This is a genomic window from Mycobacterium bohemicum DSM 44277 (assembly GCF_001053185.1).
Lineage (GTDB): Bacteria > Actinomycetota > Actinomycetes > Mycobacteriales > Mycobacteriaceae > Mycobacterium > Mycobacterium bohemicum.
The window spans coordinates 379646-394020 of the sequence record NZ_CSTD01000001.1 but is presented as its reverse complement, the minus strand read 5'-3'; the positions used below and the strand labels follow the sequence as shown (position 1 = coordinate 394020).

Here is a 14375-nt window from a genome sequence, read left to right as displayed (position 1 = left end):
AACGCTGGGGAAGGGTGTCGTGTCGGTGAGCTGAGGCGGGCCCTCGGTGGGTGACGATGCGGGTTCCTACACCAAGCTCCACCAACACCACCGAGGGGACCCGTTGCGCGAGGCCAATGCCTGCCCGCGCTCTGTTGTTGCCGACACGATCATGCGCACGATCGAGTTGGGGGTGACGATCACCGACGCCGCCGTCGACGACACCCAGACCACGATCTTCTGCACCCCCGTGGTGAGGAATCCGCGTTGTCCGGACTGTGGGCGCGACGGCAGGTATCGCGACACCGTGACGCGGCCATTGACCGACCTGCCTGTGGCCGGCCGCCGCCAACCAAAACACCGCGGGGTACCCGAACTGCCAGCCCAGCAGCCCCGACAGCGCAGCACCGGCCATATTGCCAGCGTGATTCCAGGCCTGGTCGCGACCGTTCTGGCCGGTGAACCCGGCCTGGCCCACCACACCAAGGGTGATGCCAATCACTGTCGGGGCGAGGTCGCGTCCGAAAGCCGGTGTAAAAGGGGGCCGGGCGTAGGTTCTGCTTCGAGACCGCCAAGTCATCGAAGTGAAAGGACCTACGCCCGTGCCTGCACGAGTATCACCGACCGATCGTGTTCGCGCCAAGATCGACGAGCTGTTCGCCTCCGATCGTGAGCTGCCCGACATCTTGGAGGAGGTGGCCCGCCTCGGCGCGCAGTTGCTGATGCAGGCCGCGCTGGAGGCCGAGGTGACCGAGTTCCTGGGCCGGGAGCGCTGCCAGCGCGCCGCCGCGGCACCGGATGCCCAGCCCGGGTCACGCAACGGCTATCAGCCGGTGACGGTCAAGACCACCGCCGGCCCGGTCACTTTGGAGCGGCCTAAGCTGCGTGACACGACCACCGCGTTCGCTTCGCGATTGTTCGGCAAGCACGTCACCAAGACCAACGCACTGGAGTCGCTGGTGATCGCCTCATTCGTGCGGGGGTTGTCGGTGCGCGATGTGGAGGCCACCCTGGCCGACGCGCTCGGTGATCAGGCCGCGATCTCGAAATCAACGGTGTCGAGGTATGCCAGGCGATCAAGACCGAGTACGACAGCTGGGCGGCGCGGAGGCTCGACGAGGTGGTGCTGGACTACCTGTTCTTGGATGCGTCGTTCTTCCGGATACATCCTGGCTCGCCGGCCGAGCCGGTCTTGGCCGGCTGGGGCATCACCACCGACGGCAAACCCGTCTTCGTCGGCCTGGCCCCTGGTGCCGGCGAGTCGACCGACGCCTGGGCCGATTTCTTGACCGACCTGCGCGACAGGGGCTTGGGGTGCCCGCTGCTGGTCATCTCCGACGGCGCGGCCGGCCTGATTGCCGCGATCGAGCAGGTCTTGCCGGCCGCGCTGCGGCAACGCTGCCTCATCCACCGGCTACGCAATATTCTGGTCAAGATCCCCGCCGGGATGCAGGCCGAGATCCGCGACGGCTACTGGGCCTGCTTTGACACCGCCGAGGTCAACACCGGGCCCGGTCCGCGCCTGGTCGAGCTCGTCGACGCCCGGCTGACCGCGTTCGCCGAGCGTTACGGCACCACGTATCCGGCGGCGATGAAGATCGTGCTGACCGATCGCGAAGGCCTGACCGCCTATCTGAGGTTCCCGGCCGAACACCATCACCGCATCCGCCACTCGAACTTCATCGAACGCACCTTCGGTGAAACACGGCGCCGCGCAAAGGTAATCGGCCGCTTCCCCGGAGAAACCAGCTGCATCAGCATCGCCTGGGCTGTCCTCGACCGCGCCTCCCGCGGCTGGCGCGGCCTCGCCATGACCCCCGCGGGGCTGCGTCAACTGCAAGACCTACGCCGCAGCCTGCTGCAACCACCCCGCCAACTGCGACCCCAGCACAACCAGGACTGCCCAAACAACACCACCGAAACCGCCAGCGCCACGGCGTCACATCAACCACCGAAGCCAGAACCTTCATCGGCCTCATTTACACCGGATTCCGGACGCCACCATCGTCACCCCAGCAATACACATGGCGGCCTGCGCAGCACCGATGACCCAAAACTGTCGCGCCGAGAGGATCAGCGCAGAGGCCGTCACCGTGCACGCGCCGACGGCGACGACACAGGCCCGCTTGCGCGTGGTCGCATCAACCAGCGCTCCCGCCGGTGCGACCGCGACCATGCCAACAATGGCACCCAGGGTGACCACCATACCGGTAGCGGCGGTGCCCCAACCACGACTCTGCAACACCACACCAAAAACGGGCCCATGCCGGCCGACATGTCGGCCATAAAGAAGTTGACGGCAAGTAAGGCTGTCCGATCACATCTCGACCCAATCGGCCTGGTCATTGGCCCCACTGCACCCCACCCGATAATTTACTCGACCGCCAAGGGCCCGCGGCGTTCGATTAGTGTCACTGCTGCATCAATCAGATACTTCGCGATAACATGAACAGCGGAGCGGGCAGGCAGCACCTTGCACACGAAGGCAGGGTTGCTTGCTGTCGCGCGGCGGATCACTTCTCGGCAGCCGGGGGCGAATTCAGCCCGCTGCTCAATAAACCCGAAGGCATACGGGCTTATTGAGAAGGACGTTCGCTCATACCGGATGCAGTGCCCATCGGAGCTAATGGCGTAACCGCAGACCTGATCGGCGTCGGCGGTCAAGGGCCAAAATGGTGCCGCCACGTCGAAATGGCACACGATCTCAAAGTGAGAGCGCCCTGCGGGCGGCGCGTCGCGATCCGCGAATCGTGAACTACAAGTCGTGGCGATGTCATAGGGGCGCACCCGGTATTGGCGCATCAAATAAACAAAAGCCTCTGTTGCCGCGCGAGCCGCCGCGGGCAGATCTTCGGCCCAGGCCGTCGCTGCCGACGCCAGTTCACCGTTACTGCGGTGTTGGGACTCCACCTCCCGATCAGGGATAACGATCGATGGCTGCAGACATATATTTCTGATAACACAAGCGGAAAACTTCCACAAGCTGTAAGGGCAGGTTTGCGCTGAAAGCACGGCCTGGGCCGGTAGGCGGTCGTCTCCCGAGAACCTGGCTACGTCGAACGGCCCTGCAGGCGTCGGACGGGCCGCAGGTGGTGCAAGTCGATGCTGAACAGTGCGTGATCGACTCGGGCCAGTCGATCGGGCAGGGTCACGCCATTGTCGAAATTTGATGTTGGTCGCCTGGGAACAGCCACCAAGATATCGAAGGCGCGCGGCCCGAGCGCCGTAGGCGACGATGAACACCTGTGTGGGCCTGATTAATCTGCCCCCGCGCAACCGCCGTCTCCGAGATCGTCGTGGTGATGTCCTCCCGAATCGCCCGTGGTGACATCCAGGTAAAACCCCGAAGTGCCGATGACCGAACCCGACTCGTCGACCATGCTGTCACCCACCACGACCACAAAGCGGGTATGCCCGGCCGTGTCAATGATGCGGTGCCGACTGTTAAAGGGCTCCCCCTGCAGCACCCGATCCAAAACAGCCGTGACTTGCTGGCGATCGTCGGGATGTTTGTGCAGCAGGAGCAGCTCGGTGGTCGGTGTCACCGTTCTCGGCTCATAGCCATGCATCCGGGCAACCGCCTTTGACCACTCCCAGCGCTGGCCATCAAGGAAAAACCGGAACCGACCGACCCGCTGCGCCGTGCCAGCCACCACAGCGGCGTCATCGAAGTCGTCAACCACTTCACAACCTCCTGCCCGCACCGCAGAAGCCTCTGTCTGGGCTGGCGTGTGGGCGCGGCGAAGCCTCCGGGGTCACGTAGCACATCGGAATCGTCACCATCTTTGTCGAGCTCCCGACATAGTTTGCACTTTTCGACACTGGCTTTGCGCTCCGAGTGTGATCTGGCTGGTCGCGATAATCTGTTCCTAGCAACAGAGATAATTCATGTCAAATGCATGATTCTTCGTAGCTCACCGAGCCGACATGTCTATGTCCGTAAACGGATGTGGCCCCACCTCCTGATCTTTTCGACCCCGAACCGACCCGACGTGACCCGTCAGACCGCCTGATGCTGAGCAGTGATTACTGATGCTGAGCAATGATTAGAGGTCTGTAGATGAGCCTCGGCGAGGCGGAACGGGCGGACCTTCCCGAGGACGATCTGAAGTCCGTTTGTCTGATCAAGGACCGGCGTCGGCGCCCTGATTCGGGAAGCTACGCCCATGCTCACGGTTGTGGCAGCGGTGCGCCCCCTCTGCAACAGCACGAGAGATCGCTACGCTTGCATCCACTGCACGCCCGATGACTCACGTCGCAAACTCGACTGGTCAGGTCAGACTCAGTTGAAAGGTCTCGACCCGTGTCGCAGATGGCCAAGTCCCCCTCGGACACAATCTTGTTAGCTGGCAGTGTCCGTAAATCAGCTCCGAACTGCATCGGAGCGGATTTTTCGTGGTTGCTTACGTCCACTCGACACCGACACGGACCCCCACAACTAACGCCGGCGGCGAAAGCACCGCCGCGAAGAACTCACCACTGCGACCACCGAGGTCGCAGGCGATCAGACCTGCCGATTAGTAACGGATTCAAGAGGACCGTGAATTGCTTCGACATGTCTCCGGACTCACCGCGATTCAATGCGCCGCGTCCTGGTGACACTGGCGGACGTAAAGGTTCAGCCGGACTGTGGTGGATAGTCTGGCGACCAAGTACCTGACAACGACGGGGAGCAGAATGGTCGCGTTGGGCGGCGGTGGTATCGCAGCCTTCGGTCTCAGGTACCAGTACCTCGTAACGGCCGAATACGTCTTGGGCTTCCTTCGAAATAACCTCGCTCTGATACCGCACACGACGCTGGTGATCGAGCCGCTGCATAGGAAGGACGATGGCAAAGACGACGATGTAGTCGACTTCGCGGTCGAGATCGACGACGAGCCATCGCACAACGTGCAGGTGAAGTCGTCCTCTGAGCCCGATGATCACCCACTGCAACCGGCTGCTGCGGGAGAAGTCTTCGACCGACTTGTGATCCACCCCGCTGAAGAGAGAATTCTGCTCACGAACAAGCCCCTCTCGCCCGTCCTGGCCGACGCGGCGATAGAGCAAACGACCTATGCGAGCCGGACGGAGTACACCTGGCCGTCGGGCCCGCAGGCACCTGTTGGAGCTGCGGAACCGCGCATCATCTTCGACTCGCGAAGCACGGCTGAGTTGTTCGACTCAATCACGGAGTTGATCAAAGGTTTCCGCGTGGAGCGTGGACGCTCGCCAGGCACCGTCACCTGCCAGCTGCTGGTCTCGATCCTTGTCGACTTCATCTTCAGCGCTGCGGCGGGGACAGAACCAAGCAGAATTTCCGCCCTCGATCTCCTCGACAAGCTCGTCATGCCGGACGCAGCGATCGCGCAAGTCGCCGGCGGATTTGATTGGGGCTTACCGATTACCAACATCCCCAACTATCTGTCGACCGTTCCCAGGCTGGGCTACCTCAATGAGATTCAAAGCCATCTCGACCTTACGAAGGAAGTGTCGACTCCTTCTCGCGTGGTGTTAGCGGGCCGGACAGGAAACGGGAAAACCGTTCTTGCATCGGACTATTGCCATATTGAAGCCATCTCGTACGCGTTCATATGTTGGGTCGACTGTCGCGACGTTGACTTCATCGAACCGCAGATCCGCAATCTGATTGAGCAGTTGAACGAGACCGTCCCAGGTGGCACGACAATCGGGCCGGTGTTCGCCGGCATCCTCGGCCGCCACCCGGGCCCTTGGTTGCTCATCTTCGATGGACTCCAAAACCGCACAGATATCGAGGAATACATCCCGTCGCGAGGTTACGGCTCGATTATCGTCGCATCCAATAACAGTCTCAACTGGTGGCCAACTGCTCCGGTTATCGAAGTGGCTGAGTTCACCGAAGATGAAGCCATCGATTGCTTTGCAGCGTATGCGGATATCGGGCCCGCAGATCTCGACCGTGCCCGCGATTCGATCCGCGAGATTGTTGTCCGTTTGGGTCTGGTGCCCTTGGCTGTGAGCATGTCTGCGATCTACTTCAAGAACACTGAGGGTCAACTCGACGAGTTGGCTTTGCAGTACTTCAGCGATTTGGAAGCGCTCGCCGACGATGCATCGATACCGCCCGGCTTCCCGTCGACGGCGTTTGCAGCTATCCAGCATGCCGCCCGCAGCTTGGCAAAAGGCACGCGAACCGGGCAGGTGTACGGCAGGTCGGCGCGGGCCGTCGTGGAGATCGGCTGTCTGCTTGCACCAGAACTGTTGCCACTCAACTTCGTTCTGCAGGCGACAGACGAATCAGTCTACGTCGATCTTGCGAACCTCCCGGTACCAACCGAGGTAGATCAAGCTGTTCGTCGGGGAGTTCTGTCTGCGTTGCGCACGCAGTCCATCGCTCAGCGAGTTGTGAACGACGGGGAAGGTAACCGCACACCCGTCAGTGAGACGGTTGCGGTCCATCCCCTCGTACACGACATTCTCCGCCGGTCATACTTGGCCGCTGTACCCCACGGCTATCTAGAGTCCCAGTGCACCGTATTCATGTACTTCCTTGTCGGGTGGCTGGGAAAGTTGCGCGACCAAGGCGAATTCTTCGCAGTCGAACAGCTTCGCGTCCACGCCGATGATCTTCTGGCGCTCATCGCGGAGAACGAGCCGTTATCATCGATGTCGAGGCAGAGTCTCCGTGTATTCACCTACGCAAAAGCACTTCTGCGCGCCGAGCTCAGCACGTGCGCAGCGAGTCGTGGCAGGCTGCAGCAGGCACTTGAACTCGGTCATGCCGCAACACAGGACCTGGCGCCGTGGCTGCATGAGCAACATGCGCGACTCATCCGAGCCAAGATTCTCAGCAACATGATCGGCGATCTATCCATCGGCGAGGCAGCCCCGGAGATGGTCTCCACACTCGTGAACCCACTCCTGGTCGCGGTTCGCGAAGCTACAGCCAGCGCGGACGAGTCGAAACGCAGGTTCGGCTACGTAATCGCCGCCGAGACCCTCAGCTACCTCAATCGCACCGATCTGCACCGCAATTCGCCGCTATTAGCCGGAGCGCGGACCGAACTCGCCGGCATCGCGGACAGTGACCCCTCTGCGAATCCTGGCGGTGCGATACAGAACAATCTCGCGAATCGTCTCTACGAGGCGGGGCAGTTTGAGGAACTCCTTCGTCACGTACTCCTATGGCGGGAAGCCAATGAGTCAATCGAAAACGGCGTGCTCCTCGACGCGTTGATGATCGTGTGCCAACTCCATACTGACGATATCGACAATGCGCTAGCCGCGACTGACGCTCTCGTCTCCACCAGCGTGCACGCCAACTACGTACTTCTATCCATGCACGAAGCCTTGAAGAAAGTTGGCCGAGAACTCCACCGGGTGATCCCTACGCTGCCCGCACATCGCGATCGTCTCCAATCCGCGCTGGAGCGCGTACTTGCGCGATACAACCAACTCAGCGATTTGTCGGGAGGAGCTCCTCCCGACAGCTAGGACACTCGAAGCACTGATAACACCCAGGATTGTCAGCCGCCGCTCAGGACTCGCAGTGCTGCGTGCCCTCGTCGTGAGTTTGTCCCCGTAGCTATCCACGATCGATGGCCAAGATCACTGAGCATCGTCCACAGCGCGGCGATACGTTTGCGGTCGCTGCCAATCATCCGAGCGCGATCACCAACCGGATCGGTCACTGCGCAGGCCAGCACTGCCGCGTCATCGAGATGGCGACCGCGATCACGCGAGTCATCCAGGTAGGCAGCGCCTTTGAGCACCAACGCGCCCAGCACGTCAGGAATGCTGAGCGTGACGGCGCCCGCGCCGGCAGTCACCTCACAGTTGACCGTCTTGCGCAGCGCCGAAGTCCCACCCGGGACGGCAAACACCTTCCGCTGCAACACCTTCGGATGAAGCTTGAGCGGAAGGCGATCGGCCACCATGACATCGACCGTCTCGCCGTCGCCAGCACCACGGACGAAACGGTGTACCGGCCCGCTGCCGACGGGTTCACGCAGGCGATATCCGAGGCGTTCCAAGTCACGCCGGACACCACCAAATGTCGCCGCTCCGGTCTCGATGTGCAGGATCATGTCCACATCACGCGTGGCGCGGGTCAGCGGCAACCCCGCCCGCACCGCATGCAGCTGCACCATCAATCCACCCACCAGCGTCCACTGCGTGCAGGGGACGGCGTGGGCGATCTCGACGAGCTGCGGCCACGGCGACGGCCATCCGCCGGCCGGGGCATCCACCTGCCAGAGCGGTCGATTCTCGGCCTGCGGACTCATCGGTCCCGTCGTCCCGACACGCGCCGGCCGGTGTCACCGGAACGAAACCGGTCGAGCAGATCCTCCAGGACACCGATCCCCGCAGCAGACTCACGGGTGTCCAGCGACTCGGCCAAGTCGACCGCCACCGCGGCCGTCACGATGTGGTCGACCGCGTAGCCGGCATCCTCAGGCACCACCCGCACGATCACGTCACCCCCCACGTCATCGATAAGCCCGGCCGCGCCGACCACGCCGGCCAAATCGCGAGCACGAACATAACCCTCGACTCGCCCATCGACAGCCGTGAGATCGAACAGCTGCGACATCGCCTCATCGTGCAATGCACTGACTCCCGAGGCCAGCAGCCCGGTATCGGTGCCCCACCCACGCATCCGAAGCACCGACGCGCGGCGACGCGTCATCCAACACAACTGCGACGCGCCGCCAGCCCGCAGCCGATGCCGCAGCCGCGACAACGCCGAGGCGTCCAGCCAATCCACACGCTCACCGGAGAGCAACGCGAGTGCCGCCCACGCCGTGGCCGGCGTCCATGGGCGCCCATTGTGGCGGACCTGGTTTGCCAGCCGATGCACCGACGCACCATCCAACAACAACGCACCGCCAACCGTCCGCGTCACCGTCAACTCCCCCGCACGGGCAAGCCGCGCGACCTGCCGCGCCGAAACCCCCAGGATCTCCGCACCTGCCACAGCCGTCATCTCACTCACACATATATAGTCGACCAGAGGACGCATTTACGCAATATATGCAGCTCAAACTCATGACGATGGCCATCGGCCGTTCCGTCAACGACCGAGTTGGAAGGTCTCAACTCGTGTCGCAGGTGGACAACTCCCCCCTCGGACACGTCCGGCGACACGGTCGGCCGCGACGGCGCCCCCGTCCGCGGCATGGTTAGACTCGGGATATCAGCCGGGTGGGGAAACCAATCATGACGGGCGTCGAGACCGAACTCGACGCGTTGTGGGCGGCTGTGCCGTGCCCGACGCTGGTTGTGGGCCGGGCGGGCGAGGTCCGCGCCCTGAGCGCTTCGGCCCAGGAGGTGCTTCCCGACATGCGGCTGGGCGCCCCGGTCGAGCAGGCGGCGCCCTGGCTGTCGGAAGCCCACGACCGGCTGGTCTCCACGACCCCGGGGCCCGACGGTGTGAACGCCTTCGTCGTCTCCGGCAGCGTCGGCGGGCGCAAATTCGACGCCCACGCCGCGGTGCTTCCCGGCGGCGAGGTGGTGTGGTCGCTCGTCGAGGACACCGGACAGTTGCTCCGGGAGGCGCAACGGGCGCTGGCCAAGGAGCAGGAGCGCACGGCGTTTCTGCTCGAGGCGTCGTCGGTGCTGACCGCCTCGCTGAACGTCGACCGCTGCCGGGAAGCGACCGTCCAGATGGCCGCCCGCCACCTGGCGGATGCGGCGGTCATGGTCGCGCCGGCGGGCCGCGGCCGCCGGCTACCGGTCTTCTCCAGCGGTGTGGCCGGTGCGGTGGAGCAGTGCAGCGTCGACGCCGATCCGGCGACGGTACCGGGCTTGAGCGAGGCGCTGCACGGGTTCCCGCCGGTGTCATCGGGCTGGATCGACCCCGCGATGGTGCCGAATTGGCTTATGCCGCAAACGCTTACCGAGCCCATCGGGTCAGTGATGATCGTTTCGCTGCCCGGGCACGGCGTCTCGGCCGGAGCGCTGGTGCTGTTGCGGGACGACAACCAGCCGGTGTTCAGCGACGACGAAGAGGTGTTCGCGCGACTGTTCGCCGCGCGGGCCGGGGCGGCCCTGTCCGCCGCCCGGCTGTACGCGGAGCAGGCCGCCATCACCCGAACGCTGATGCGCGACCTGCTGCCGCCGCCCTTGCACGGCCTGCACGGCATCGAATTCGCGGGCGGTTACCGGGCGTCGAAGGACTACGAACTCGTCGGCGGCGACTTCTACGACTTCCATCCGGCGGCGACGCCCGAGGACGAGACGCTGGTGGTGCTGGGTGACGTGTGCGGCAAGGGTCTCGAGGCCGCCGTGATGACCGGCAAGATCCGCAACACGCTGCAGGCGCTGACACCGCTGGCCGACAACCACGAGGACGTCCTGACCCTGCTCAACCGGGCGATGCTGTCCGCCGAGCACGCGCGCTTCGCGACCCTGGTCCTGGCCTCCGTCGCCTACCGCGACGGAGCGGTGCTGCTGCGGTTGACCTGCGCCGGGCACCCGGCGCCGCTGATCCTGCGCGACGGCGGCCACGTCGAGGAGGCGGACACCCGGGGCACGCTCGTCGGCGCCTTCCCGCGAATCAAGGTGCACACCTTCGAGACCATGCTCGCGCCGGGCGAGACGTGCGTGATGTACACCGACGGGGTGACCGAGGCCCGCGGCGGCCCGCTGGGCGAGGACTTCTTCGGCGAGGAGCGGCTGGCGTCCGCCCTGACGCAATGCGCCGGGATGCCGGCCGAGGCGGTGGTCGAACGCGTCCTGATGCTGACGACACAATGGGTCGGTCAACGCGCCCACGACGACATCGCCGTGGTCGCCATCACCGCCCCGCGGCGCACCCACCTCAGCGCGGTCGACGGCCACACCAGGGGAAGGTACATCGCTTGAGTACCAACAACATTGAGGCCCCGGAGAGTCAGGCCACCCCCGGCCTGGTCCGGGAGCGGCTGTGGGGCGCGCTCAGCGACCGCGACGAGTATGCGGCGGCCGCCACCGTGTTCGCCGCGCTGGACGCCGGCATGACGGTCGAAGATGTGCTGCTCGACGTGATCGCCCCGGTCCAGCACAGGGTCGGCGCCGAATGGGCCGCCAACCGGATCACCGTCGCCCACGAGCACGCCGCCACGGCGATCAACGATCGCGTGATCGCCGCGCTGGCCCACCACACCGCCGGCCACCCGGCCGCCCCTGCGGGCCGGCTCACCGTGGCGTGTGTGGACGGCGAGTGGCATGCGCTGCCCGCGCGACTGCTCGCCGAGGTGCTGCGGCTGCGGGGCTGGGAGCTCGACTTCCTCGGCGCGCAGGTGCCCACCCCGCACCTCATCGCGCACCTGCACGAACACGGCCCCGACGTGGTCGCGCTGTCGTGCTCGATCCCGACCCGCCTGCCCACCGCCCACACCGCCATCACCGCCTGCCAGGCCGCCGGTTTCCCCGTCCTGGCGGGCGGCGCCGCCTTCGGTCGCGACGGCCGCTACGCCCGCCGGCTCGGTGCCGACGCCTGGGCACCCGATGCCCGCGCCGCCGCCCGGCGCCTGGCCGAGGGCTTCCCCGCCGTGCACCGCACGACCAACCGTCAGCCCGTCGACGACCTGCCGCACCTGGTCGACCAGGAATACACCATGGTGAGCCGCAGCGCGGGGCAGCTGGTGAAGGCGACCCTGGCCGGGTTGCAGGACCGTTTCCCGGCGATGCGCGCCTACTCGGAAACCCAGCGCCAGCACACCACCGAGGACATCGCCCACATCGTCGACTTCCTGGCGATCGGCCTCTATGTCGACGACGACGATTTGTTCACCGATTTCATCGGCTGGACCGCCGGCATCCTCACCGCACGCGGCGTGCCGGCGGCCTCGCTGCATCCGGCGCTGGATCTGATTTCGTTGCAGCTCAAGGACTTTCCGCGAAGCCAGCGCCTGCTGCGCGCGGCCTCCGACGCCCTCGCCGCGGGGGGCCTGAAATGACGCTCGCAATCCGCATCGAGTCGGCGTCCCCGTCGGCCCGCCTTTGCCTGGCCGGGTCGCTGGATTACCAGACCACCGCCGACTTCGTCGGCGCCGTTGCCGAGGTGCTGCATCGGCACCCCGCGCCGGCGCGCCTTCGCCTGGACCTCTCGGGGCTGACCTTCTGTGACTCGGCGGGCCTGGCCGGGTTGCTCCTCGTGCACCGCCGCACCAGCCAGGCGGGCGTTTCGCTGCACCTCGACCATCGGCCGCAATTCCTCGACCGCATCCTGGACATCACCGGCACCTTCGAGCACCTCGTGACCTCCGCGCCCGCCGGGGAGGATTCCCCCGGCGAGACCGGGGTACGCTGACCGCCGCGAGAGCGTCGGCGTCTCGGGCCGTCCACTCGGCCCTTCGCCGGGCCCCTCACCGGCACTAGCGTGGAGTGCGAGCCCATGATGAACCCACCGAGCGGCTTCCATCGGCGAACTTCGCGGCGCTGTTTCCGTGACCGCCGCGAGGCCGGCCGCGCACTGGCCGAAGAGCTGGAGGCCTACCGCAACCGGGACGACGTGCTGGTCTTCGGGCTCGCACGCGGGGGCGTGCCGGTGGCGCGGGAGGTGGCCGCGGCGCTGAACGCCCCGCTGGACGTGTTCCTGGTCCGCAAGCTGGGGGTGCCGGGCTGGTCGGAGCTCGCGATGGGCGCGGTGGCCAGCGGCGGCGCGCTCGTGATGAACGACGACGTGGTCTCCGGCCTGCGCGTCACCGACGAGCAGGTGCGCGAGGTGATCGTGGCCGAGAGGGCGGAGCTGTCGCGGCGCGAGCGCGCGTATCGCGGCGACCGGCCGAGCGCCGACCCGCGCGGCAAGACGGTGATCCTGGTCGACGACGGCATCGCCACCGGTGCGAGCATGCTGGCCGCAGTCCGGGCGGTGCGCGCGGCGGGCGCCGGATCGGTCGTGGTCGCGGTCCCCGTCGGGCCGCGTTCAACCTGCCGCAGCCTCGCCCGGGAGGCCGACGACGTGGTGTGCGCGAGCATGCCGCCGGGATTCGAAGCCGTCGGCCAGGTTTACCGCGATTTCCACCAGGTCAGCGACGACGAGGTCCGCGGGCTGCTCGAGTCGCCGACGGCCTGACCGCGGTGGGTCGGCTACTTGGCCGGCTCGTCCACGCCGCCATCCGCGCCGCCATCCGCGGCGGCACCGGCCGCCTCGGCCGATTCGGAAGACTCGGAAGACTCTGGTTCCGGCGCGTCCTCGGGGTAATCCACGGCGTCCGCGCCGGGCGCCTCGTCCGCCTCGTCGGCGGGCGGCACCTCTTCGGCGTCGCGTCGCTGGCGCTCGCGCACCGCGTCGATGATCAGCAGCACCACGCCCAGGACGCTGGCGCCGATGCAGACCCACGCCACCAGCTCGTTGCTGGTGACGACCGCGAAGACCAGCGCGACGAGCCCTATCAGGGCCAGCACCAACGCAATGACGAGCATCGGTCATCCTCCAGCCGACAGGCGGGACCAGCGGGTCAGGAGCGGTTCAGCATGCCGACCCGGCGTTCCGGCACGGTGGGACTTAGTTGTTGCCCCGGTTGAATTGGTCGAATCCGCCCGCGTCGGCACTGGAGTCGACCGGTGCCGCCGAGCCGCGCTGGCCCAGCTCCTCGAGCTGCGACTCCAGATACGTCTTGAGCCGGGTGCGGTATTCGCGCTCGAAGGTGCGGAGCTGCTCGAGACGGCCCTCCAGCACGGTGCGCTGCTGATTGATGGTGCCCATGATCTCGGAGTGTTTGCGTTCGGCGTCGGCCTGCAGGGCGTCGGCCTTCTCCTGCGCCTGGCGCAGCTGGGTCTCGGAGCGGGTCTGGGCGTCGGCGAGCATCGCGTCGGCGCGTTGCCGGGCCTCGGTCACCGTGGTTTCGGCGGTGTGCCGCGCCTCGCTCAGGATCTGGTCGGCGTTGGCGCGGGCATCTGCCAGCATCTTCTCCGATTCCGCCTGGGCCGTGCTGGTGAGCCGGTCGGCGGTGTCCTGCGCCAGGGTCAGGACCCGGGCGGCCTTGAGGGCCTGCTCCTCGTTGGTCCCTTCGGCGGCGGCCGGCGCAGCAACCGGCGTCGGGGCCGCGGCCCGGGGCTCGGGTTCGGCGACGGGCATGGCCTGGGTGGGCGCCGCGGAGACCCCGGACCCGCCACCGCCGCCGGAGGCCAGCTCGTGGTCCAGCTCCTCGATCCGCTGCCGCAGATCGGAGTTCTCCTCGATGAGCCGCGTCAGCTCGGCCTCCACCAGGTCGAGGAAGGCGTCGACCTCGTCCTCGTTGTAGCCCCGCTTGCCGATGGGTGGCTTACTGAACGCCACATTGTGGACGTCGGCTGGTGTAAGCGGCATTGTGTCGTCCCCTCAAGCTCCTGTCGAACGTTCTCGAAAGTGTAGAACGCAGTGCTATCCGTCGTGCAACTGCCGTCCATCCTGTCACACCAGCCGCGAACGTTGCTGATTCGGATAATAATTAAGAACGGATTTCAAA

12 protein-coding genes and 1 pseudogene are annotated in these 14375 nt (G+C 65.7%); 6 read left to right on the top strand and 7 right to left on the bottom strand.

Translation table 11 applies throughout. The annotated features are described in order from the left end of the window. Positions 1-66: 66 nt before the first annotated feature. Positions 67-285 carry a hypothetical protein gene (locus BN971_RS24875; protein WP_042911646.1) on the bottom strand — a complete coding sequence of 73 codons (219 nt, stop codon included), beginning with the start codon at positions 283-285 and terminating at the stop codon, positions 67-69. Positions 286-581: 296 nt separating this feature from the next. Between BN971_RS24875 and BN971_RS26545 the strand changes: the two are divergent. After that, positions 582-1918: pseudogene (locus BN971_RS26545) on the top strand (IS256 family transposase); the annotation flags it as partial. A 434-nt stretch (positions 1919-2352) separates the two neighbouring features. Here BN971_RS26545 and BN971_RS24390 read toward each other — a convergent pair. Together BN971_RS24390 and BN971_RS01925 are read right to left on the bottom strand one after the other, a co-directional pair. Then, a complete protein-coding gene (locus BN971_RS24390) occupies positions 2353-2961 on the bottom strand; it encodes a hypothetical protein (protein WP_133058024.1) in 609 nt (202 codons plus the stop codon). 275 nt (positions 2962-3236) lie between these two features. Beyond that, positions 3237-3662, bottom strand: coding sequence for a PAS domain-containing protein (locus tag BN971_RS01925; protein WP_051445881.1), 426 nt, complete (start codon positions 3660-3662; stop codon positions 3237-3239). Between the two features lie 946 nt (positions 3663-4608). Between BN971_RS01925 and BN971_RS01920 the strand changes: the two genes are divergently transcribed. Beyond that, positions 4609-7434: a hypothetical protein gene (locus BN971_RS01920; protein ID WP_051445878.1), complete on the top strand. Its 2826-nt coding sequence runs from the start codon at positions 4609-4611 to the stop codon at positions 7432-7434. Between the two features lie 32 nt (positions 7435-7466). On the opposite strand, the gene BN971_RS26540 is transcribed toward BN971_RS01920, so the two are convergent. Together BN971_RS26540 and BN971_RS01910 are read right to left on the bottom strand one after the other, a co-directional pair. Beyond that, positions 7467-8225, bottom strand: coding sequence for a hypothetical protein (locus tag BN971_RS26540; protein ID WP_071509895.1), 759 nt, complete (start codon positions 8223-8225; stop codon positions 7467-7469). Further along, positions 8222-8962, bottom strand: coding sequence for a MerR family transcriptional regulator (locus tag BN971_RS01910; protein WP_245836479.1), 741 nt, complete (start codon positions 8960-8962; stop codon positions 8222-8224). The genes BN971_RS26540 and BN971_RS01910 overlap by 4 nt, the downstream gene beginning before the upstream one ends. Positions 8963-9159: 197 nt before the next feature. On the opposite strand from BN971_RS01910, the gene BN971_RS01905 reads away from it, so the two are divergent. From BN971_RS01905 to BN971_RS01890, 4 genes are all read left to right on the top strand, one after another. Beyond that, the gene (locus BN971_RS01905; protein ID WP_085179054.1) at positions 9160-10806 is read left to right on the top strand and encodes a PP2C family protein-serine/threonine phosphatase; all 1647 of its coding nucleotides are present in this window, start codon (positions 9160-9162) and stop codon (positions 10804-10806) included. Further along, positions 10803-11882 (top strand): cobalamin B12-binding domain-containing protein, encoded by a 1080-nt coding sequence (locus tag BN971_RS01900; RefSeq protein ID WP_245836475.1) that lies wholly within the window; start codon positions 10803-10805, stop codon positions 11880-11882. The genes BN971_RS01905 and BN971_RS01900 overlap by 4 nt, the downstream gene beginning before the upstream one ends. Next, positions 11879-12235 (top strand): STAS domain-containing protein, encoded by a 357-nt coding sequence (locus BN971_RS01895; protein WP_085179052.1) that lies wholly within the window; start codon positions 11879-11881, stop codon positions 12233-12235. The genes BN971_RS01900 and BN971_RS01895 overlap by 4 nt, the downstream gene beginning before the upstream one ends. Positions 12236-12322: 87 nt before the next feature. Beyond that, on the top strand, positions 12323-13000 hold the full coding sequence (locus BN971_RS01890) for a phosphoribosyltransferase (protein WP_085179064.1): 678 nt from the start codon (positions 12323-12325) through the stop codon (positions 12998-13000). Between the two features lie 14 nt (positions 13001-13014). Here the strand turns inward: BN971_RS01890 and BN971_RS01885 are convergent, their stop codons facing one another. Both BN971_RS01885 and wag31 read right to left on the bottom strand, forming a co-directional pair. Continuing rightward, positions 13015-13350: a hypothetical protein gene (locus BN971_RS01885; RefSeq protein ID WP_085179051.1), complete on the bottom strand. Its 336-nt coding sequence runs from the start codon at positions 13348-13350 to the stop codon at positions 13015-13017. 82 nt (positions 13351-13432) lie between these two features. After that, complete coding sequence (wag31, locus tag BN971_RS01880; RefSeq protein WP_085179050.1) at positions 13433-14236, bottom strand: DivIVA-like cell division protein Wag31; 804 nt, start codon at positions 14234-14236, stop codon at positions 13433-13435. Between the last annotated feature and the right edge of the window lie 139 nt (positions 14237-14375).

Coding starts and splice junctions, on each gene's coding strand:
- BN971_RS26540 (WP_071509895.1), bottom strand. CDS start 8,225: ATGAGTCCGCAGGCCGAGAATCGACCGCTCTGGCAGGTGGATGCCCCG.
- BN971_RS01910 (WP_245836479.1), bottom strand. CDS start 8,962: ATGCGTCCTCTGGTCGACTATATATGTGTGAGTGAGATGACGGCTGTG.
- BN971_RS01905 (WP_085179054.1), top strand. CDS start 9,160: ATGACGGGCGTCGAGACCGAACTCGACGCGTTGTGGGCGGCTGTGCCG.
- BN971_RS01895 (WP_085179052.1), top strand. CDS start 11,879: ATGACGCTCGCAATCCGCATCGAGTCGGCGTCCCCGTCGGCCCGCCTT.
- BN971_RS01890 (WP_085179064.1), top strand. CDS start 12,323: ATGAACCCACCGAGCGGCTTCCATCGGCGAACTTCGCGGCGCTGTTTC.
- BN971_RS01885 (WP_085179051.1), bottom strand. CDS start 13,350: ATGCTCGTCATTGCGTTGGTGCTGGCCCTGATAGGGCTCGTCGCGCTG.
- wag31 (WP_085179050.1), bottom strand. CDS start 14,236: ATGCCGCTTACACCAGCCGACGTCCACAATGTGGCGTTCAGTAAGCCA.